Annotated in this window: 29 protein-coding genes and 1 pseudogene; 18 read left to right on the top strand and 12 right to left on the bottom strand. The window is 70.7% G+C overall.

All coding sequences use genetic code 11. The features are described 5' to 3' along the window. The first annotated feature begins 43 nt into the window (after positions 1 to 43). Positions 44 to 886, top strand: a complete 843-nt coding sequence (locus tag ACZ7N4_RS18895) for a hypothetical protein (protein ID WP_471359439.1) — start codon at positions 44 to 46, stop codon at positions 884 to 886. A 5-nt stretch (positions 887 to 891) separates the two neighbouring features. On the opposite strand, the gene ACZ7N4_RS18890 is transcribed toward ACZ7N4_RS18895, so the two are convergent. Then, positions 892 to 1,569: an HNH endonuclease family protein gene (locus ACZ7N4_RS18890; protein ID WP_471359438.1), complete on the bottom strand. Its 678-nt coding sequence runs from the start codon at positions 1,567 to 1,569 to the stop codon at positions 892 to 894. 30 nt (positions 1,570 to 1,599) lie between these two features. On the opposite strand from ACZ7N4_RS18890, the gene ACZ7N4_RS18885 reads away from it, so the two are divergent. The 6 genes from ACZ7N4_RS18885 to ACZ7N4_RS18860 are packed head-to-tail and all read left to right on the top strand — an operon-like array spanning position 1,600 to position 3,876. Next, the gene (locus tag ACZ7N4_RS18885) at positions 1,600 to 2,451 is read left to right on the top strand and encodes a hypothetical protein (protein ID WP_471359437.1); all 852 of its coding nucleotides are present in this window, start codon (positions 1,600 to 1,602) and stop codon (positions 2,449 to 2,451) included. A 25-nt stretch (positions 2,452 to 2,476) separates the two neighbouring features. Beyond that, on the top strand, positions 2,477 to 2,842 hold the full coding sequence (locus ACZ7N4_RS18880; protein ID WP_471359436.1) for a hypothetical protein: 366 nt from the start codon (positions 2,477 to 2,479) through the stop codon (positions 2,840 to 2,842). Positions 2,843 to 2,879: 37 nt separating this feature from the next. Further along, the gene (locus ACZ7N4_RS18875; protein ID WP_471359435.1) at positions 2,880 to 3,206 is read left to right on the top strand and encodes a hypothetical protein; all 327 of its coding nucleotides are present in this window, start codon (positions 2,880 to 2,882) and stop codon (positions 3,204 to 3,206) included. Further along, positions 3,169 to 3,381 carry a DUF7620 family protein gene (locus ACZ7N4_RS18870; RefSeq protein WP_471359501.1) on the top strand — a complete coding sequence of 71 codons (213 nt, stop codon included), beginning with the start codon at positions 3,169 to 3,171 and terminating at the stop codon, positions 3,379 to 3,381. The genes ACZ7N4_RS18875 and ACZ7N4_RS18870 overlap by 38 nt, the downstream gene beginning before the upstream one ends. Continuing rightward, entirely contained in the window at positions 3,378 to 3,707 is a 330-nt protein-coding gene (locus tag ACZ7N4_RS18865) for a putative phage holin (protein WP_471359434.1), read from the top strand. The genes ACZ7N4_RS18870 and ACZ7N4_RS18865 overlap by 4 nt, the downstream gene beginning before the upstream one ends. A 1-nt stretch (position 3,708) precedes the next feature. Next, the gene (locus ACZ7N4_RS18860) at positions 3,709 to 3,876 is read left to right on the top strand and encodes a hypothetical protein (protein ID WP_471359433.1); all 168 of its coding nucleotides are present in this window, start codon (positions 3,709 to 3,711) and stop codon (positions 3,874 to 3,876) included. Positions 3,877 to 3,928: 52 nt separating this feature from the next. On the opposite strand, the gene ACZ7N4_RS18855 is transcribed toward ACZ7N4_RS18860, so the two are convergent. After that, complete coding sequence (locus ACZ7N4_RS18855; protein ID WP_471359432.1) at positions 3,929 to 4,207, bottom strand: hypothetical protein; 279 nt, start codon at positions 4,205 to 4,207, stop codon at positions 3,929 to 3,931. Between the two features lie 108 nt (positions 4,208 to 4,315). On the opposite strand from ACZ7N4_RS18855, the gene ACZ7N4_RS18850 reads away from it, so the two are divergent. The 3 genes from ACZ7N4_RS18850 to ACZ7N4_RS18840 all read left to right on the top strand — a co-directional run bounded on the left by ACZ7N4_RS18850 (position 4,316) and on the right by ACZ7N4_RS18840 (position 6,085). After that, positions 4,316 to 4,525: a hypothetical protein gene (locus ACZ7N4_RS18850; RefSeq protein WP_471359431.1), complete on the top strand. Its 210-nt coding sequence runs from the start codon at positions 4,316 to 4,318 to the stop codon at positions 4,523 to 4,525. Then, positions 4,522 to 5,541: a tyrosine-type recombinase/integrase gene (locus ACZ7N4_RS18845; protein WP_471359430.1), complete on the top strand. Its 1,020-nt coding sequence runs from the start codon at positions 4,522 to 4,524 to the stop codon at positions 5,539 to 5,541. The genes ACZ7N4_RS18850 and ACZ7N4_RS18845 overlap by 4 nt, the downstream gene beginning before the upstream one ends. Before the next feature lie 391 nt (positions 5,542 to 5,932). Next, positions 5,933 to 6,085: a hypothetical protein gene (locus ACZ7N4_RS18840; protein ID WP_471359429.1), complete on the top strand. Its 153-nt coding sequence runs from the start codon at positions 5,933 to 5,935 to the stop codon at positions 6,083 to 6,085. Here ACZ7N4_RS18840 and ACZ7N4_RS18835 read toward each other — a convergent pair. Next, positions 6,073 to 6,408: a DUF6233 domain-containing protein gene (locus tag ACZ7N4_RS18835; RefSeq protein WP_471359428.1), complete on the bottom strand. Its 336-nt coding sequence runs from the start codon at positions 6,406 to 6,408 to the stop codon at positions 6,073 to 6,075. The two genes, ACZ7N4_RS18840 and ACZ7N4_RS18835, sit on opposite strands and share 13 nt — an antisense overlap. Positions 6,409 to 6,432: 24 nt before the next feature. On the opposite strand from ACZ7N4_RS18835, the gene ACZ7N4_RS18830 reads away from it, so the two are divergent. Beyond that, positions 6,433 to 6,639 (top strand): hypothetical protein, encoded by a 207-nt coding sequence (locus ACZ7N4_RS18830; protein ID WP_471359427.1) that lies wholly within the window; start codon positions 6,433 to 6,435, stop codon positions 6,637 to 6,639. A 20-nt stretch (positions 6,640 to 6,659) separates the two neighbouring features. Further along, positions 6,660 to 6,788, top strand: a complete 129-nt coding sequence (locus ACZ7N4_RS18825; protein WP_471359426.1) for a hypothetical protein — start codon at positions 6,660 to 6,662, stop codon at positions 6,786 to 6,788. Between the two features lie 73 nt (positions 6,789 to 6,861). Here ACZ7N4_RS18825 and ACZ7N4_RS18820 read toward each other — a convergent pair whose 3' ends face one another. From ACZ7N4_RS18820 to ACZ7N4_RS18795, 6 genes and pseudogenes are all read right to left on the bottom strand, one after another. After that, positions 6,862 to 7,071, bottom strand: coding sequence for a hypothetical protein (locus ACZ7N4_RS18820; protein WP_471359425.1), 210 nt, complete (start codon positions 7,069 to 7,071; stop codon positions 6,862 to 6,864). Positions 7,072 to 7,082: 11 nt separating this feature from the next. Then, positions 7,083 to 7,262, bottom strand: a complete 180-nt coding sequence (locus tag ACZ7N4_RS18815; RefSeq protein WP_471359424.1) for a hypothetical protein — start codon at positions 7,260 to 7,262, stop codon at positions 7,083 to 7,085. 33 nt (positions 7,263 to 7,295) lie between these two features. Then, complete coding sequence (locus ACZ7N4_RS18810; protein ID WP_471359423.1) at positions 7,296 to 7,550, bottom strand: GntR family transcriptional regulator; 255 nt, start codon at positions 7,548 to 7,550, stop codon at positions 7,296 to 7,298. 568 nt (positions 7,551 to 8,118) lie between these two features. After that, positions 8,119 to 8,523 (bottom strand): hypothetical protein, encoded by a 405-nt coding sequence (locus tag ACZ7N4_RS18805; RefSeq protein WP_471359504.1) that lies wholly within the window; start codon positions 8,521 to 8,523, stop codon positions 8,119 to 8,121. A 27-nt stretch (positions 8,524 to 8,550) separates the two neighbouring features. Then, a pseudogene (locus ACZ7N4_RS18800) lies at positions 8,551 to 8,742 on the bottom strand (GntR family transcriptional regulator); the annotation flags it as partial. A 532-nt stretch (positions 8,743 to 9,274) separates the two neighbouring features. Then, on the bottom strand, positions 9,275 to 9,826 hold the full coding sequence (locus ACZ7N4_RS18795; RefSeq protein WP_471359422.1) for a DUF5134 domain-containing protein: 552 nt from the start codon (positions 9,824 to 9,826) through the stop codon (positions 9,275 to 9,277). A 195-nt stretch (positions 9,827 to 10,021) separates the two neighbouring features. On the opposite strand from ACZ7N4_RS18795, the gene ACZ7N4_RS18790 reads away from it, so the two are divergent. Further along, positions 10,022 to 11,713 carry an FUSC family protein gene (locus ACZ7N4_RS18790; protein ID WP_471359421.1) on the top strand — a complete coding sequence of 564 codons (1,692 nt, stop codon included), beginning with the start codon at positions 10,022 to 10,024 and terminating at the stop codon, positions 11,711 to 11,713. Then, entirely contained in the window at positions 11,710 to 12,291 is a 582-nt protein-coding gene (locus ACZ7N4_RS18785; RefSeq protein ID WP_471359420.1) for a MarR family winged helix-turn-helix transcriptional regulator, read from the top strand. The genes ACZ7N4_RS18790 and ACZ7N4_RS18785 overlap by 4 nt, the downstream gene beginning before the upstream one ends. A 13-nt stretch (positions 12,292 to 12,304) precedes the next feature. Here ACZ7N4_RS18785 and ACZ7N4_RS18780 read toward each other — a convergent pair whose 3' ends face one another. Beyond that, positions 12,305 to 13,357 carry an aldo/keto reductase gene (locus ACZ7N4_RS18780; RefSeq protein ID WP_471359419.1) on the bottom strand — a complete coding sequence of 351 codons (1,053 nt, stop codon included), beginning with the start codon at positions 13,355 to 13,357 and terminating at the stop codon, positions 12,305 to 12,307. A 221-nt stretch (positions 13,358 to 13,578) separates the two neighbouring features. Then, the gene (locus ACZ7N4_RS18775; RefSeq protein ID WP_471359418.1) at positions 13,579 to 13,971 is read right to left on the bottom strand and encodes a VOC family protein; all 393 of its coding nucleotides are present in this window, start codon (positions 13,969 to 13,971) and stop codon (positions 13,579 to 13,581) included. Positions 13,972 to 14,041: 70 nt separating this feature from the next. On the opposite strand from ACZ7N4_RS18775, the gene ACZ7N4_RS18770 reads away from it, so the two are divergent. Continuing rightward, positions 14,042 to 14,581, top strand: coding sequence for a GNAT family N-acetyltransferase (locus tag ACZ7N4_RS18770; protein WP_471359417.1), 540 nt, complete (start codon positions 14,042 to 14,044; stop codon positions 14,579 to 14,581). A gap of 25 nt (positions 14,582 to 14,606) precedes the next feature. Here ACZ7N4_RS18770 and ACZ7N4_RS18765 read toward each other — a convergent pair whose 3' ends face one another. Next, complete coding sequence (locus ACZ7N4_RS18765; RefSeq protein WP_471359416.1) at positions 14,607 to 15,290, bottom strand: glycerophosphodiester phosphodiesterase; 684 nt, start codon at positions 15,288 to 15,290, stop codon at positions 14,607 to 14,609. A gap of 403 nt (positions 15,291 to 15,693) precedes the next feature. Here ACZ7N4_RS18765 and ACZ7N4_RS18760 point away from each other — a divergent pair, with 403 nt between their 5' ends. The 3 genes from ACZ7N4_RS18760 to ACZ7N4_RS18750 are packed head-to-tail and all read left to right on the top strand — an operon-like array spanning position 15,694 to position 18,946. Continuing rightward, positions 15,694 to 17,091, top strand: a complete 1,398-nt coding sequence (locus tag ACZ7N4_RS18760) for a DUF6421 family protein (RefSeq protein WP_471359415.1) — start codon at positions 15,694 to 15,696, stop codon at positions 17,089 to 17,091. Continuing rightward, positions 17,088 to 17,879, top strand: coding sequence for an SDR family NAD(P)-dependent oxidoreductase (locus ACZ7N4_RS18755; protein ID WP_471359414.1), 792 nt, complete (start codon positions 17,088 to 17,090; stop codon positions 17,877 to 17,879). Before ACZ7N4_RS18760 ends, ACZ7N4_RS18755 begins: the two co-directional genes overlap by 4 nt. Then, entirely contained in the window at positions 17,876 to 18,946 is a 1,071-nt protein-coding gene (locus ACZ7N4_RS18750) for a threonine aldolase family protein (protein WP_471359413.1), read from the top strand. The genes ACZ7N4_RS18755 and ACZ7N4_RS18750 overlap by 4 nt, the downstream gene beginning before the upstream one ends. Positions 18,947 to 19,009: the final 63 nt, after the last annotated feature.

Genomic DNA, 19,009 nt, shown 5'->3' with positions numbered 1-19,009 from the left:
CCAGCAGCCCCTTCGGGGGCCTTTTTCATGCCCGAGGAGTCCGATGCGCCTGCACCACTTCGTGCCGTCCGACCCGCGCCTGGGCCGGCACGTTCAGCATGATCCGCGCTCCCTCGACTACGCCCACGGCGTGCTTCCCAGGTCGGCCATCAAGAGCGTGGACTGGACCCGACGGGCGCCGATCTTCGACCAGGGCGATCTCGGGTCATGCACCGGCAACGCAGCGGCCGGCCTCCTGGGCACCGACTGCGCGGCCCGGCCGGGCTACACCTCCGTCACGCTCGACGGAGCCGTCCTCCCAGTCGATGAAACGCTGGCCGTCAAGGTGTACTCGCTGGCTACCCAGCTCGACGCGTTCCAGGGCGACGCCTATCCGCCGGACGACACCGGATCGAGTGGTCTGGGTGCCGCCAAGGCGCTCGTCAAGCTCGGACTGGCAGCCAAGTACCAGCACGCCTTCAGTCTGGCCGCCCTCACCAGTGCCCTGCAGAACGGGCCCGTCATGGTCGGCACCGTCTGGCTGCAGTCAATGTTCGACGTCGACCCGGACGGCTTCGTCATCGTCGACCGCAAGAGCCAGGTAGCGGGCGGCCACGAGTACGACATCAGCGCCTACGACACCGACCGCAAGGCGTTCCGCCTCGACAACTCGTGGGGCGAAAGCTGGGGCGTTCGCGGCAGCGCCTGGTACAGCCAGGCCAACCTTCAGTGGCTCCTCTCCCAGGACGGCGACGTCACCGTCCCCGCCTGGACAGTCGCGCCTACCCCTCCTCCGTCGCCCACTCCTGCTACGGATCCTCGCCTGGTTGAGGTGGCAACTCTCGCGCTCCAGATGAACGGTCTGATGCAGGCGTGGGCGATCGATAACAACGTGAACGGAGCCTGACGGAGCTACTGCCGGTGCGTGCGCTTCCACTCGCGTAGGCGCACCCTTCGGCAAGCCTTGCAGACGCGTGAACCCTTGGTGGTTAGGTAGGTGTTATCCGGGGTGTACTCATGCCCCTGGGGACAGTGCGTCTTCAGGGAGTTCGGGTGCGGACCCGGCTCCTTGACCTTCTGAGGTTCCGATTCCTTGCGCCGTGCGTGCGCCGCACGCGCGCGCTCCCGGTCGCAGGCTCGACACTTCCTGCCACCGCCGCGTTCGATCCGCGTGTTCTCCGGGGTGTACTCGTGCCCCTGCGGACAGTGCGTCTTGCCCGCGTTGCGCGACGAGATCGTGAGCGAAGAACTGAGGACATTCTCTCCGGTGGTCTTGGGCCGCAGGTGCCCGGGATTGAAGCAAGCTCGGTGGCGGCATTCGATTCCACCTTGGCACGCACCGTCTTCGTTGTGGCAGATGTGATCAAGCGCAACGCCGTCCTTGATGGCTCCGTGGCGCCACGCGAAGGCCACTCGATGAACCCTGCGGTTTACCCGCTTATGGGTCCCATCATCGAGCTTCTCGAACGTCCTGAGGATGCCGTAGCCGGCGTCGTTCTTCCGGCCTGGCCATATCCAGCACTCGCCCGGCTCGCCAGGTGAGGCCGTCTCCCAAAGCAGCTCAACAGCAGTCTTGGCATGACGAGTCATCGCCAAATTATACCCTCATGGAGCCCACAAATGACTGCAACTCCGTCGTGGCGGCGGCTCGTTGACCACGTCATGTCCATCCCGGAACGCATCTACGAGACGTGGAGCAGCTCCGTCGGATGGGACAACCACACCCAGTTCGGCAAGCAGTACGGCTGGGACGGCGTCGCCTGGTGCGCGATATTCGACTGGGACATGTTCCACGACGTCGACCTCGACGCGATCGTCCCGAAGACCGCATCGGTATCCGCCATGACGGCCTGGGCCAAGCAGCGCGGCCAATGGTCCGAGTACCCCAGCGTCGGCGCCTGGGCCAACTTCGGCAACGGCGCCCACACTGAGATCGTCGTTGGCTTCGATTCCGACAGCGTCTACACCAAGGGCGGCAACTCGGTGAAGACGGGCGCCACCGACAACGGGCAGGGCAACGGAGTCTGGTCCCACTCTCACGCCCGCCGCAGCAGCTACATCACCGGATACTTCGCTCCGAAGTTCCCCGACGGCTGCCCGCCTACAGCCGATCCGAACGACTACCGCGGCGGGAAGGCGGTGACCTCCTGGCGCTGGTCGCCGCTCACCCGGCCGCCGACGAAGCCGAAGGTGTCTCTCGCGCACGTCGTGTACGGGGCCCGGCACGACCCGGCCGCCGCGCAGGGCCACACCTCGTACAAGGGCGAGGTGCTGCTCGTCGAGAAGGCGCTGCACGCCGAGGGCCTCCTCGACTCCCAGTGGGTCGACGGCAGCTGGGGCACCAAGACGCTCACCGCCTACGCGGCCTGGCAGCACAAGCTCGGCTACACCGGCACCGACGCCGACGGCATCCCCGGCAAGACCTCGCTCCAGCGACTCGGTGACAAGCACGGGTTCACCGTCGTCGCCTGATCCCTACTCACAGAACGGCTCCCGCATGCCCACCTACAGAATCTTCGGTCGCGAGCCCGCGGCGGTCCTGGCCTTCGTCTCGGTCGTCGTCAAGCTGGCGTCCGCCTACGTCTTCCACGCCACGGAGACGCAGCAGGCCACCGTCAACACCATCGCCGCCTGCGTCGTAGCCGTCCTCATCGCCGTCAGCGCCCACGACTCTGTCGGTGCCGCCGTATTCAACCTGGCCCAGGCCCTCGTCGCCGCCGCGGTCGGCTTCGGCCTCAAGCTCGACGCCGACCACCAGGCACTGTGGCTGTCGCTGGTGACCGTCGGCATCGGACTGTGGTCCCGCACCCAGGTCGTCGCGCCCACGCCGGCACCCGCACGGACGGGACCGACGGCCGTCTGACCACAGTGCATCATCCACGACGGCAGGGGAGGGCGCGGTGAGCGAGGTCTTCGGCATCAACCCGGGGGACGCCGGCCTCGGCGCGCTCCTCACCCTGGTCATCCTGTTCATCCTCACCGGCCGCCTCGTCCCCCGGAAGACCCACGAGGACGCTCTCGCCGACCGTGACCGCTGGCGTGAGGCGTTCCTGCAGAGCGAGGCGGCCCGCCAGCTGGAGCACGAACAGACCGGAGAGCTACTGGAGATGGCGCGACTCGGCGGCCACATCCTCACCGCCCTGCCCCACCCGGGGCACGCGGACGAGGAGGAGGTGAGCAGCGGTGGCGATGCCAGCCTGGATCCGACGCCTCATACACGGCTCTGACCGCCAAGACCCCTGCGACTCCGAAGCCGCCCTGGCCCGGGCCTGCGAGGCACGGCGGGCCGCCGAGGCACGCCGGCCAGCAGTCGAGGCCATCGCCGCCATGTTGCGCCAGGCCCGCGAGGAGAACCACTTCCGGGAGCGGATCGAGCAGGCATTCCGAGGAGCAGCACAATGAACCACCTGGGTGTCGATGAGTGGGTGAATGCCAGCGCATCGACGCTGGCGTTCGCCGCTTGCGCTGGGTTCGCCGTCACCTACCACGTCCGCGTCACCTGGTGGCGGTCCGAGGTGGGCCGCAACCTGATGGCCTTCGCGGCGGCCGTCGGCCTGCTCTGCCTGTACACCGTGCTGGCCACCGTGTGGCAGGCCGACGAGTGCATGCTGGCTGTGCTGCGGTCGCTCCGCACCCTCGTCTTGCTGGCCGTCGGCGTGCTGATGGTGCAGCGGACCCGGCTGCTGCTGCGTGCGCAGCGGGAATCGCGTGAGCGAACTGGAGTGTGACATGCCCGAACCGCCCCGCCCGGTGCAGCCCCGGGAGGATCCCGGCGCCGCCGACATCGGTGTCCTCGTCCAGCTCGGCCGAGAGGAGCGACCGCCCATCCCGGAGCCGGTCTTCGCCGAGCCGGCCTACCCAGGCGGCGCATGGAATGACGGCACCGATCCCGCGTGACAACGCCCCCGCCACCGCCCATCACGGGCGGCGGCGGGGGCGCTTCGCCGTGTCAGAAGGGGGCGTCGCCGCTGCCGAGGATGCGGATGACGAAGGGGTTGCCGTCGTTGATGGTCCAGTCCGACCGATCGGGGCGGACGAACTCGCCAGGCCTCCCGTCGATGAGGAGGTGGCCATCGTCGATGTTCAGCAGCACCGGGACGAGTTCTCGGTCGCGGAAGCTGAGCGTCCCGCGCCAGCTGCCGGAAGAGTCTTTCGTGAGGGTTGCGGCGGTGTCGAACTGCCGGCCGTCGTCGACGAGGAGGACGGCAGGGCCGTTGTACGTGGTCATGACTGGAGGCTAACCAGGACGTCAAGCGATGCTGCTCGGACGCGACTTGACGGCTGGCCACTCTCGATAACATGCCATATCGCGCGCGCCAAAACGGTACAATCAGCTATGCCTGAAGACTCCCGCGCGCGCCTCATCGCGTACCTCTGTCAAGCCGGTCTCAGCACCGTGCGCGCCAACGCCGTTCTCGATGAGTACGACCACGCTCTCGCCGAGAAGATCCGCGCCGAGAAGGGAACCACCTCGCTTGAGAGCGGTCACCACTTCTTCAGCGGCATGGGCTTCGCCGCCGACCTCATCGACCCGGAGGCGGCGTGACCGACCTCGCGCCGCTTCAACCGGGCACCACCCCCGCCGCCTACGACGCCGCCACGCTCGCCGTCCTGCATGCGATGGAAGAGGCTGCGGAGAAGCACCTCGACGCCATCCGCCCCCACAACACGAAACGCAGCTACGCCAACGACTGGGCACTCTGGGAGGAGTTCCACGACTGGCTGGGTGAACGCACCGGGCATCGGATCGCGTCGACCAACGTCACCAAGGGCACCCTCGTCGGCTTCGTCGTCTGGCTCGACACCATCAAGCTCGCCGCACCCAACAGCATCGACCGACGGATCACCGGCGTCACCGTAACCGCCCGCAACGAGCACGGCATCGAAGTCCCCAAGGCTGCCACCGTCGCCGCCCGGCAGGCACTCAAACCGCTGAAGAACGACCCCGAGCGGATGGCGCGCGGCCGAGGCAAGGCAGCCGCCGTCACGCCCGAGCAGCTACGGCAGATGAACGCCGCCGTCGCCGACGGCCTCACCGGACTCCGCGACCGCGCCCTCTGGCTCATGGCCTTCGCCATCGCCGGACGCTCCGCCGAGGTCGCCGCCCTCCGCGCTGACGGCATCGTCCACGTCAGCCAGGGACTCGAAGTCCACGTCCCCGCGGTCAAGGGCCGGCCGCCCCGGGACGTCGTCGTCGGCTACGGCCGCAACCCCGACACCTGCCCCGTCCGCGCCTGGCTCACCTGGAGCTCCGCAGCAGGCATCACGTCGGGCCCCGCCTTCCAGCCTATTACCGTCCACGGCCGGCTCGGCGACCGCGCCCTCTCTCCGGAAGCCGTCCGCGAGATCATCGCCCGCAACGCCGAACGCGCCGGCCTCTCCGTCCGCCTCACCGGCCACAGCATGCGGGCCGGGTTCATCACCACCAGCCGGCGGGCGGGGAAACGCGAGGAGAAGATCCGCGAACAGTCCGGGCACGCCGAGAACTCGCCGGCCTTCTGGGGCTACATCCGCGAAGCCGACAAGTGGACCGACGCCGCCAGCGAGGACATCGGACTGTAGACATAGGTGCGGCCTGCCTGCGGGGTACTCCCCACGCCCCCGAGGGGGTCGCTGCGAACGAGGCAGGCCGCGCGGACACGCTACGCGGAACCCGGCCGTCCTGTCAGCCCTCCATGCCACACTGCTTCCACGCCCGCCAGGCCCCCCGTCCTGGCGGGCGTCTATTTTCGGCCGCCATCTATCGCGCTGGCCGGATCATGGTGCATGGTGTGTGCGGGTCCCCGCTCCCAGGTGGTGGCTCAAGGGCCCTGCCGTCTGCTGCGGATGGCGGGGCCCGCCGCACCTCCCGGCTCCCCACGGGAGGCCCTGCGGCTGCCATGCGTGGCCCACGCCACAGCCCCACTGCACTGACAGTGCACACCGCACCCACGCGCCCCGACACGATGGGGTCATGGGCTACCGGTACGCGATCAGCCGGGACGGCGTCACCAGCGAACCCGACCCGCACCACTCGCCGGCGGACGCTGCCGCCCTGGAGCGCGGGGAGATCGACGTGGTCGAGTACCGGCGGCGGTACAACGAGCGGGCGGATCAGTCCAGGTAGCCGAGCGCACTGTCGGGCCGGCAGTGTGGGCAGGCGGGCACACCCTCGGTGAGCGCTCGCAGCGCCACGTCCCGGGGCACACCGCGCGACCGCTTGGCCGCGTTCCAGCAGCCGCCCTCGTGGACGTACACCGGCACGGCGTCCCGGCCGATGCCCAACTCCAGCACCCAGTCCGGCGCCGGCGGCCGGGCCTGCTCGCCCTGCTGCCGCTCCTGCTCCCGGCGCTCGGCCACGGCGATCTGCTGCCGCACCCGGTCGAGGGTCACGGCGAGCCAGGTCTCCAGGGTGCGGAGCCGGGGCAGGTCGGGAGGCAGGTCGTTCACATGTTCGATAATAGGATGGCTCGCGTGACGAGCAACCCGGGCCCCGGCCGCTACCACCTGCTGTCCTCCGGTGGCCGGCCGATCCAGCACGGCTGGTGGGGGAGTGAGGAGACCGCACGCCGGAAAGTGGCCCGCTGGGTGGGCGAGTACGGCAACATGCCCGACGCTCGCATCACCCTCGCCGACGAGGAGCGCGGCGAGCTGTTGACGAGCTGGCCGGACGAGGCATGATCCTCTGCCATCCTGACCGCATGACCGATGAGCAGACCGCGCCGGACGGGCCGGACGAAGAAGAGTGGAGCGACGTCTACGGCGAGGCGCCGCCCGTCGACGCCCACCAGCTCACGCAGCGCCCCGGCGTTGTCAGTGGACCCGCTTAAACTCGTTCGTATCCATCAGCCCATGCTCTGGCGCTGACCCCCGCCCCGTCCGTACAGCGCCGGACGGGGCGGACTACTGGCAGGCGTCCGGCTCCGGGTGGCGGACGAGTCGCTTGAGGGCCATCTCCACCGTGTACCGGTCCAGCCCCGTCGCCTCGGCGTGCGCGGTGATCGCGGCCTGCACTCCGGCGGCCTGCTCGGCGGTGTGCTCGCCCCGCTGCACGGCCTCCCAGGCTGTGCGTTCCAGCTGGATCAGGTCGTGGGGGAGTTCGATATCGCTCACGAGTGCGGATCCTACGCGGCGGCAGTCACCTCTCCGTGCACCGCCGCGATCCACTCGTCCCGCAGCTGCTCGTACCGCTCCCGGGTCGGCCCCCATAGCCAGCCGCCCGTCTCCTGCATCAGGGCGCGGATATCCGCCTGCACGACCGCGGCCGGCCGCGACACCCGCTCGGGCGGGGGAGTGGTGGACATGATCCGACTGTATCGGCCGGGTCTGACAGCGGCCTAGGAGTTCCGGCGGTCCGCGATGTACGTGCCCTTCGCCGGCAGCGTCACAACCAGGCCGCGTTCCCGCAAATCCTCGACGGCCCGCCGCACGGTGCCGACGGCGACACCGGCCTGCTCAGCCAGCTCCCGCTCACCCTCCAGCCGGGCCCCCGGCTGCAGCTCGCCTGAGTCGATGCGGGCCGCGATCCAGTCGGCGACCTGACGCCACACGTACACCGGCCGTGACGGGTCCACCGGAGATTGATCACCCATGCTTCGACGCTAGGGCGGCCCACCGCGGCGCATCTCAGCAGGTAGCTCCATACAGCGGTATAGAGCAGTGTGTAGCGGTAGCCTCAGATCAAGACAGCACAGACCCCCGCGACCGCGGACACGGCCCGGGGGCACGGCCGACGGAGTGGAGCGTCGACATGGGTGAGAGTAGACCCACGGACCCCGCGGCAGGGTCGTCCGGACCGGGCAAGCTGAGCCCGCTGCAGCGGGCTTGGCGTGACTACCGGCGCCACACCGACAGCTGCGACCGATGCCGCGAGAAGGGCAGCGGGCGGTGCGATGCGGCCAGCCAGTTACTGAAGCTGCATCGCGACCTGTGTGACGAGGCCTACCGTGCGCTCGCGGCTGAGCGGGAACGCGCCCGATTCGGACCCCTGAGTTAAGTGTGTCGGTGAATGTCCTGGCCATGGCGTGCGCAATCGGTTAGATCTTCGCACCGGGTGTGCAGGTTGCGTGCAGATAAATGCGCTCTGCAGTCTTCCGCTACCGACGGTTTACCGATTGACTATCGGTCAGGCACCAAAGCGGGTATGCCGCTGACAAGTGCTCATGGCTGCGCCGACGCAAGACGGATCAGCCAGCGATCCATCGGCAGTACTAGATCGGCAGTCTCCAGGGGGCGACCACCATGGTCGAGGCGAGTGCGCACAACGCGGAACGCAAGGGTATCCGCCAACAGCCCCAGCGCGTGTGCCTGCTCCACCGGCAGCTCCATGCAGCCTACCTCGGCCGTATAGGAAGCATGCGGCCGGCGCTGCCCCCGCCACCAGGAGACGACCAGCATCGCCGACCTGCCGCCCGGATCCAGGCACTCCACCGTCTCGTGCTGCAGCATCACGCCGGGCCGCACCCCAAGACGCTCCGCCAGCTCCACCGTGGCGAGACGCGGGCGGGTGTCGGTGGTCTCGGTGGCAAACGGCCAGGGCGCATCAGGGTCGGTGAGAGTGCGCATAGCAGGAGGATGCGCGACATAGACTGCTTTACGCTCCTCGCCTTCGAGAACGCCAGTGCGGCGTAGCAAGACGTAGGCGAGGCGGACGGTTTGAGGGTGCACGCCGAGTTCGGCAGCTAGCTCGGTGCGCGACGGCAGGGGCTCGCCCGGCCGCCAGTATCCGGAGGCGATACGGCGGCGGATGTCAGCGGCGATTCGCCGGTGACGCGCTTCTGGCACCCGGACCCCTAGTCGATCTTGACGAGGAGTCAGACGCTACGGCGGGTCCCACATGCTGGATATATCCAGGGATGCCGAGCGAGCGGCAGGGCCGCGTTGACAGGTGAAGAGAGGATTCGGCTCCGCGGGGTTCAGGTCTCCGTCGGCGCCGATCGATCCGTACCGCGGGTGCGTACCCTCAACTGGCGTCCGGCTGGCGGATCGGAACGGGTACCGGCAACGTGCACCGCGTACCTACTCGAACGAGTGAACCCTTGACCGTGCTTCACGGTGCGGGGCATTTGCTTGTTCAGAGGGCCGGGCCCGGAGTCGACCGCTACCCCCAAGGTGCGCAAGACGACCCCGGGCCCGGTCCTTCTATTTACGCACCTGGCGGCCAGTGGGACTCAGGGAGTCCGTGAGATGGGAGATGGATGGGAGATGATCAATGCGAGCGTCTGCTAACTTCAACGACCATCTGCAAACTTCTGCTATGGCCTGTCTCTTGCGCAGCAGGTCAGCGCCGCTGGTCAGCAGCTAGAAGGCTCGTCGCTCACATCGTCAGCAGCATCGCCACCATGCCGATCCCCATCGACAGCCGGCAGGCCCGGGCCAGTTCCGGACGGTCGCCCCAGGGGGCCGGCCCGGCTCCGGCCGCCGGGGTGCCGGCAGGCACCAGACGGGCACCGGAGAGCAGGACGTACCCCGTGAAGTACAGGAGCAGCGCGCCGGTCAGCAGCGGTACGCCGGCGTCGCCGTGCGCGTGGTGGGCGGCGGGCGGGGACGCGGCCATCGCCGCCGCCATGTAGACCATCGCGGCGCTGCCCACCAGGTGGTGCAGATGGTGCGGGTCGCCGCGCGCGGACCACAGAGCACGCAGGGCGGCCGCGGCGAACACGGCGGCGTACACCGGCCACGCCCACCGCGGCGGTGTGAAGACCGCCGCCGGAACGGCCATCGCGGCCATGCCGAACCCCATCAGCGCCTCCCCGCCCGCGGCCCGGCGCTGCTCCTCGACGGCGCTGCGCATGCGCAGCAGGCAATAGGCGCCGGTCAGCGCGCACAGCGCCACCAGCAGCCAGGCTGTCGACACCGGTCCGTGCACGCGCACCTCCACGCTCGGCGGTCGGTCGAGGATGCGATGCCCACGGCCGGTGGAGCGCACGCGAGCGCAAGGGTGTACACGGGGAGCATGCGGGGGAGCACGGCGGGTGACAACCCCCCCCGTATCCACTGGCGTGACGCTGCCGAGCCCACCGCTGAACTGTTTTACAAGTAAAACACATGCTAAATTGATGCTATGAGCAGTGCGACCCCCCACCGTCTTCCCCTCGCCGGAGTGCTCCGCCTGGGACGTCCCTCCGACATCTGGTTCAAGCCCGCGCTGAGCGTGGTCGCCGCGGTCGCCCCGCCCAACCTCACCCTCCTCGCGCTCGGCCGCCTCGACCTCGCGATGTACACCATGGCGGGATCGCTGTGCGCCCTCTACGGCCACAACCGGCCCTACGCCGCCCGTGCCCGCGCCCTGGCCTGGGTCGTCCTCGGCATGGTCGGCGGGCTCGCCGTCGCCCTGCTCGCCGCGGCCCTCACCACGAACGCCGTCGTCCTGGTCACCGTCGGCGCCGTCCTCGCGGCGGTCCAGAAGACCGTCTGCGACGCCACCCGGATCGGACCGCCCGGCAACGTGGTCCTCACCTTCATCAGCTCCGCCTCGCTGTTCACCCCGCAGACCCTCGACCGGCTCCCGGGACACCTCGGACTGGCCCTCGCCACCGGCGCCTGGGCCTGGCTGGTCGGCATGGCGCCCGGGCTGCTCCGCCCGCACGGCCCCGAACGCCGTGCCACCGCCCAGGCCCTGAACGCCACCGCCGTGTACGCCGGCACGCGCGGCACCGCCGACGGCCACGCCCGGGCCCGGGCCGCGAGCGCCGCCGCGATCCACGCCGCCTGGCAGTCGCTGCTCGCCGCCGGCGCCCGCCCCGACCGCACCCGGCGCGCCCTCGAACGGCTCCTGGTCCGCGCCGAGGTCGCGCTCGCCGCACCCGCCGACGCCGACCCCGTACGGCTGCGCGCCTGGGCCCGCGACCTGCGCGGCACGGGCCGGATCCCGCACGTCGAGTCGCCGCGCGGGGACGCCGACGAACTCCTCGGCGTGGCCGCCGCCCAGGCGCTCCCGGTCCGGCACCGCCTCGCCCCCCTCGTCCCCCTCGCCGTACGCACCGCGCTCGGCTGCGCCCTCGCCGGATACGCGGCCCTCGCGCTCGGGGTCGGCCGCCCCTACTGGGCGCTGGTCACCGCCGCCTCCCTCTACCAGGCCAACGTCACCCTCACGTGGAACCGGGGCGTGCAGCGGGTCGTCGGCAACCTCGTCGGCGTTCTCCTCTTCGCCGCCCTCGCCCCGCTCGCCCACCTGCACCCCGCCGCCCTGGTGCTGTGCTCGCTCGCCCTCAACTTCGGCGCCGAGGCGCTCATCGGCCGCAACTACTGGCTGGGAAGCGTCTGCGTCACCCCGATGGCCCTGCTCATCACCGAGTTCGCCCGCGCCCAGGACCCCGCCGAGCTGATCACCGACCGGGTCGTGGACACCCTCCTCGGCGCCCTGGTCGGCTTCGTCGCCGCCGTCGCCGTCACCAACCGGCGCGCCGGTGACCGCCTGGAACACGCGCTGACCGCGGCCGAGCGCGCCCGGGAGAACGCCGCCCGCCTGCTCGCCGAACCGCACCCGGCCCTCCAGGCCCTGGAGTCCGCGCGCCGCGGCCTCGCCGCCGCCCTCGTCGACCTGCGCGCCACGGCCGACGCCGCCTCCGGAGAGTGGTGGCAGCGCGCCCTGCCCGAGGAGCGGGTCGTGCTCACCGAGCAGTCCGGACACCGTACGCTCGCGGCGACGGTACGACGCCAGGGACTCGTACCGTCGGACCGGGACACGGACCGGGGCCCGGCGCGCGACGGCGACCGGGGGCCGGGCAGGACGACGGAGGACATACGGCCATGACGGCGACGAACGGCGGACCGACGCCCGCGAGCGACACGGCCGGAGCCGGGCCGGGGGCCGGCACCGGCCCCGCGCGCGACGACACCGTCTCCGCCGTCGTCCGCCAGTGGCGGGCCGTCCACCCGGAGCTGGACACCGGGCCCATGGAGGTCATCGGCCGCATCAACCGCTGCGCGGCCCTGCTCCAGCAGGCCGAGGACGCCCCGCTGCGCCGGGCCGGCCTGAGCCGCGCCGAGTTCGACCTGCTCGGCGCGCTGCGCCGCACCGGCCACGAGCTGACCCCGGGCGAGCTGGCCCGGGAGACCTTCTCCTCCGGGGCCGCCGTCACCAAGCGGGTCAAGCAGCTGACCGAGCGCGGCCTGGTCGAACGGCGCGGCGACACCCGCGACCGCCGCGTCGCACACCTGCGCCTCACCGACGCCGGCCGCGACCTGGTCGACGGGATCCTCCCCGAGCAACTCGCCTACGAGACGGCCGTGCTGTCCGTCCTCGACCCGGAGGGACAGGGGGAACTGGCCGGTCTGCTGGCCGAGTTGCTCACCCGTCTGGAGGGCCGGATCGGCGCGCTGCGGGCGTAGGGACGCCGAGGCGCTACAGCACGTCGTGCACCGTCCGGCGGTACGTCGAGCGGCGGTCGTCGATGTCCGGCCACCGGTCGCCGTACACGTTCCGGACGATGGGCGCCTCCCGCAGGAAGTCGTGCGGGAATCCCAGCGGGACCGCGCTCACCTCGTCCAACCGCGCCACCGCGTCGGCGTCGAGCCGCACCCCGGTGGCGGCCAGGTTGTCCGCGAGCTGCTCCGGCTTCGTCGCCGAGATGATCGGTACGACGTTCCCGGGCCGGCCCAGCAGCCAGGCCAGGGCCACCTGCGCCGGGCTCCAGCCGCCGGAGTCGGCGATGTCGAGGACGGCGCTGACGACGTCCTCCTCCCAGGTCCCGGGCCGGAGTCCGGCCGTGTCGAGACGGCCCGGCTCCCCGCGCCGGTACTTCCCGGTGAGCCTGCCCGCGGCCAGCGGCGCCCAGGCGAACACGGCGAGGTCGAACGCCCGGGCCTGCGGCAGGAGTTCGCGCTCCGGGGTGCGCTCCAGCAGGCTGTAGCGCAGCTGCGACCCCGCGAAACACGTCCAGCCGCGAAGCTCGGCGAGGGTGTTGGCCTGCGCGATCTCCCAGGCCGGCCAGTCCGACACGCCCACGTAGAGGACCTTGCCGGAGCGCACGACGTCGTCCAGGGCGCGCATCACCTCGTCCACCGGGGTGAAGTTGTCGCGGGCGTGCACCCACAGCACGTCGAGCCGGTCCGTACCGAGCCGCCGCAGGCTCTCCTCGACCGACTGCACCAGGTTCCGGCGGTGATTGCCCGCGGAGTTGGGGTCGCCGTCGCGGGTGCCGCAGGTGTACTTGCTCGCCAGCACGAACCGGTCGCGGCGCCCGGCGAGCAGCTCGCCGAGGATCCGCTCGGAGTTGCCCGCGGCGTAGTTGTTCGCGGTGTCGACGAAGTTGCCGCCCGCGTCGGCATAGGTGTCGAGGATCCGGGCGGCGGCGTCCCTGCCGGCACCCCAGCCCGATTCCTCGCCGATGGTCATCGTGCCCAGCGCCAGCTCACTGACGCGCAGACCGGTCCGTCCGAACAGCGTGTACCGCACGTGTCTCCCCTTCGAGCAGATGGTGCGTACGACGCTAGGAGCTGGAGCGCCCTCCAAGGCAAGCCGCCGCGCAGCCTTGCGCCACCGCCCACCGCCCACCGCCCACCGCCCACCATCCACCGGCCGCGCCGCCCACCGCCCCGGGCCGCCCGCCTCCACACGGCGCCACCCGAGCCGGCCCCTTGGAGCCGGGGCCGGCTGCGGGGACCCCGGCCGGTCCCCTAGATCCCCGGCCGGTACCGCAGCGGATGGTCCGCCGGGATCTCCACCAGGACCACAGGGGTGCCGTCCGGGTCGGCGAGCCACATCTCGACCAGGCCCCAGGGCTCCCGCACCGGCGGCCGTACGATCTCCACGCCCCGGGCCCGCAGCTCCTCGTGCGCGGCCGACACGTCCGCCACCTGGAGCCACAACCGTGCCGTCGGGGAGGCAGGACCCTCGGAGCGGCCGGACAGCTCCAGGAAACCGCCGCCGAGGAAGTAGACCGTGCCGCGCTCGGGGCCGGTACCGAACTCCCGGTACACGGCGAGCCCGAGCTGTTCGCCGTAGAAGGCGCGGGAGCGTTCCGGGTCGGTGGGCCGGAGCAGGATCCGGCTGCTGAGTACATGCACCATGCGGGTGCAGCCTAGCGGCAGGGCTACCCTCGTGCGTGGCTCAGCCACACCCGAGATCGGAGATCCCGCCATGGACACCCCCGCCACCGGACCGACCTTCCGCGACGCCACCGCCGCGGACGTCGACGCCCTCGTCGCCCTGGTCGAGTCGGCGTACAGGGGAGACAGCAGCCGGGCCGGATGGACCACCGAGGCGGACATCCTGGAGGGGCAGCGGACCGACCCGCAGGGCGTGCTGAACGTGATCAAGGGCTCCGCGAGCCGGATGCTCACCGCCGAGCGGGACGGCCGTATCGTCGCCTGCTGCCAGCTGGAACACCGCGGTGACCACGCCTACTTCGGCATGTTCGCGGTCAGCCCCGCGGTCCAGGGCAGCGGGCTCGGAAGGGTCGTCATGGCGGAGGCGGAGCGCCTGGCCCGGGAGACCTGGGGGGCCACCGAGATGCGGATGACGGTGATCTCCGTGCGGGAGGACCTGATCGCCTGGTACGAGCGCCGCGGCTACCGCCGTACGGGAGAGACGCAGCCCTTCCCGTACGGCGACGAGCGCTTCGGCATCCCGCTCCGCCCCGACCTGCGGTTCGAGGTGCTGGTCAAGCCGCTGGTGTGACGTCCGGGCGCGCACGGGCGCCGTGTCACGCGGTGAAGCGGCCCGTGCGCTTGATCTCCGGGTAGTCGGTCGTCGCCCCGTCCAGCTGCAGCGCGCGCACCAGCCGCAGATGGTCCTGCGTGTTGACCACCCAGCCGATGATCCGCAGCCCGGACGCGCGCGCGTGCTCGACGATCTCCAGGGTGAGCCGGCGGATGTCGAGGCACAGGGTCGCGGCACCCACGGCGACGGCGCGGTCCACCACGTCGGTGCCGTACCGGCTCGCGACCAGCGCGGTGCGCACCCCCGGCACCAGCCGCCGGATCTCGGCGACCGCCTCGTCGTGGAACGAGGACACCTCCACCCGCGCGGTCAGGTCGCGCGCGCGCATCACCTCGGCCAGCGCCCGGGCCGCCGCCACGTCCTTGATCTCGGCCTGCAAGGGCGTCTGCACCGCCTCCAGCACCTCCTCGAACACCGGCACCCGCTCCCCGCGGCCCGCGTCCAGCGCGCGCAGCTCGGCGAGGGTCTTGTCGGCGATCGCCCCGGAGCCGTCGGTCGTCCGGTCCACCTCCGCGTCGTGCATGACGACCAGGGCGCCGTCCTTGCTCAGGTGTAGATCGAGTTCGATCAGGTCGAGGCCGGCCCGCTGCGCGGCGACGAAGGAACGGAGGGTGTTCTCGGGCTCGACGCCCATGACACCGCGGTGACCGATGGTAAGGAAGTTCAAGGTTCGACTCGCTTCCGTCGACGGCGGCTCGGCGACGCGCGGACCGACGCCCCCGTACCGGACCTCGTCGTCCACGCGGCAAGGCCGCAGCCTAACGGCCGGGCCGTCCGTTGAACCCGCGGCTGCGCGGGGCATTCGGGGTGCGGGGCGGGCGCCCCTTGGCCGGTACCCGCCTGAGCCGTCACTCTCCCGTGGGCGAGTCCCCGCGCCCTTGACCGACCCGGCGGCTGCCCGTCAAGGCGCGCAGCCGCCGAGCGGAAGTGAGCGTTGTCACGCTGGACGACAGGAAAAACATCGGTGACCAAGGCGCTGGACAGAAGAATTTCCGGACGACTCTCTTGCTGAGAGAAACCGGGTATGCATACGGTGTCCATACGCGAGGTTCTCCCGTGGAGGATGGGACATGACGGAAATTCTTGTACAGGCGGGTGCGGAGGAGCGGGTTCCTTCGCTGACCAGGGTGGTTGAGCACCCGGCTTGGCCTGTGCTCAAGAATGCCGTGGAGCAGATCCGGCCATGGCAGTCGGAGGACGGATCGATCGACTTCGACGCCGAGGGTGCCCCCGAGCGGGCCGACGCCGTGGCGGCCGTCGGGCGTGTCGCCGACGCGGTCGAGCAGCTCTCCCCGCTCCTGCCGCACGACAGCGCCTACCACGAGGCGCTCGTGGGGGACCTCCGCCGCTGGGCCGAGGGCGGCTTCCAGGTGCCGGACTTCCTGGACTCCCTGCTGGCCTTCCAGCCCGCCGCGAACCGCGCGGACGGCCTGCAGCACCTGGTCGTCTTCCCGATGTACACGCAGAACGGCAACCCGGACCGCAACCTGGAGGCGGTCGTGCTGCGCATGGTCTGGCCCGACTGGCTGGCCGAGCTGGAGCGCACCCGCTACGACAACCCGCTGTTCTGCGGCATCACCTTCGAGGACTTCACCTCGGGCTACGACACCAACTCCGCGGTGCTCTTCCCGGAGACCATCGCCGTTCGCGAGGCGCCGGAACGTTTCTCCTGGGGTGGCATCTTCTGCGACCGCGAGGCCGCCCGCTTCCGCCGGGTGACCGAGGCCGCGGTGGAGATCCTGGGCCTGGAGCTGCCCGAGGACATCGCCGCGATGGTCCACGACCAGAAGCGCTGCGAGGAGGCCTTCGTCCTGTGGGACATGGTCCACGACCGCACCCACAGCCACGGCGACCTGCCCTTCGACCCGTTCATGATCAAGCAGCGCCAGCCGTTCTGGATGTACGGCCTGGAGGAGCTGCGCTGCGACCTCACCGCCTTCAAGGAGGCCGTGAAGCTCCAGGCGGACGGCGTCCCGCAGGCCCGTGACGTGCAGTACGCGGTGCTCTTCGACCGGATGTTCCGCTTCCCGGTCACCGGCGACCGCAACCGCAACTACGACGGCCTCGGCGGCCAGCTGCTCTTCGCCTACCTGCACAAGCACGACGTCGTCCGCTGGACCGACAACAAGCTCTCCATCGACTGGGAGCGCGCCCCGCAGGTCACCAACCAGCTCTGCGCCGAGATCGAGAAGCTCTACAAGGACGGCATCGACCGCCCGAAGCTGGTGCACTGGTTCGCCGGCTACGAGCTGGTCCGCACCTACCTCGCCCCGCACCCCGGCTCCACGTGGGCCAAGGGCCCCGACGCCCTGGACCTGAGCCGACCCCCGCGCAAGCTCGTGGACGACGTGCTTCCGGACGAGTTTCCGCTCAGCATGTTCTATGAGGCGCTGTCCAAGAAGCTGAAGAACGTGATCGCCTCCACCAAGGGCATCACGGCGGACGCCGCCGAGCGGATCGCCGCGTGAGCGACCGCGTCCACAACACTGTTCAAGAGGGGAAGAACGTGGCGAACAACGGGTCTCTCAGTGGTGCGGTGATCGCGGTGGCCGGTGCGGGCGGACCCGCCGGGCACGCGACCCTGGTCCGGCTCGCCGAGGCGGGCGCGGTCGTGGTCGGCGCCGACAACAACCCGGAGCGCCTCGCGGAGTCCGTCGACGCCGCCCGCTACGCCCGCGGCGGCGCCGTCGTCACCGGCGAGACCGTCGACCTGCTCGACCTGCGCTCGACCCGCGACTGGGCCGCGCGCATCGAGAAGGAGCACGGCCGGATCGACGGCCTCGTCCACCTCGTGGGCGGCTGGCGCGGCAGCGCGACCTTCGCCGAGACCGACCTGGCCGACTGGGACCTGCTGGAGAAACTGCTCATCCGCACCGTCCAGCACACCTCGCTCGCCTTCTTCGACGCCCTGCAGCGCAGCGACCGCGGCCGGTACCTGCTCACCAGTGCCGCCGGCGCGACGAAGCCGACGGCGGGCAACGCGGCGTACTCCGCTGCCAAGGCCGCCGCCGAGGCGTGGACGCTCGCCATGGCGGACGGCTTCCGCAAGGCGGGGGGCGAGCAGGGCCCGCGTTCGGCGGCTGCCATCCTGGTGGTGAAGGCGCTGGTGCACGACGCGATGCGCGCCGAACGCCCCAACGCGAAGTTCGCGGGCTTCACGGACGTCAAGGACCTGGCCGAGGCCATCGAGGGCGTCTGGAGCAAGCCCGCCGCGGAAGTGAACGGAAACCGTCTGTGGCTGACCGAGAAGCCGTGAACCCTGCCAAGACCGACGCGCGTCGCCACCACGACCCGCAGGTGCGCGGTTTCGCCAGTGACAACTACGCCGGAGCCCACCCGGAGGTGCTGGCCGCCGTGGCCCTGGCCAACGGCGGCCACCAGGTGGCCTACGGTGAGGACGACTACACCGAGAACCTCCAGGGGATCATCCGTAGCCACTTCGGTGCCACGGCGGAGGCCTTCCCGGTCTTCAACGGAACCGGCGCGAACATCGTCGCGCTCCAGGCGGTCACCGACCGCTGGGGCGCGGTGATCTGCGCCGAGAGCGCGCACATCAACGTGGACGAGGGCGGCGCGCCCGAGCGCATGGGCGGGCTGAAGCTGCTCACCGTGCCCACGCCCGACGGCAAGCTCACACCCGAGCTGATCGACCGGCAGGCCTGGGGCTGGGAGGACGAGCACCGCGCGATGCCGCAGGTCGTGTCGATCACCCAGAGCACCGAGCTGGGCACCCTCTACACGCCCGAGGAGATCCGCGCGATCTGCGAGCACGCCCACGCGCACGGCATGAGGGTGCACCTGGACGGCTCCCGGATAGCGAACGCCGCCGCCTCCCTGGACGTGCCCATGCGGACGTTCACCAACGCGGTCGGCGTCGACATCCTCTCCCTGGGCGGGACGAAGAACGGCGCGCTGTTCGGCGAGGCCGTCGTCGTCATCAACCAGGACGCGGTGCGGAAGATGAAGCACCTGCGGAAGATGTCGATGCAGCTGGCCTCCAAGATGCGCTTCGTCTCGGTGCAGCTGGAGGCCCTCCTCGCCAAGGACCTGTGGCTGCGCAACGCCCGCCACGCCAACGAGATGGCCCAGCGGCTCGCCGAGGGCGTCCGCGCGGTGCACGGTGTGGAGATCCTCTACCCGGTGCAGGCCAACGGTGTCTTCGCCAGGCTGCCGCACGACGTGAGCGAGCGGCTGCAGAAGAGGTTCCGGTTCTACTTCTGGGACGAGGCGGCCGGCGTGGTTCGCTGGATGTGTTCCTTCGACACCACGGAGGAGGACGTCGACCTGTTCGTGGCGGCGCTCAAGGAGGAGATGGCCCGCTGATCCGCGGCCCGGCCCGATGTAATGCATAGGTATGCGGTCATCTGAAAAGCCATTGATGCCCGG

Source organism: Streptomyces sp. NPDC107654 (assembly GCF_055639035.1).
Note: the sequence above shows the minus strand (reverse complement) of the source record. Positions and strands in the feature narration are given on the sequence as shown.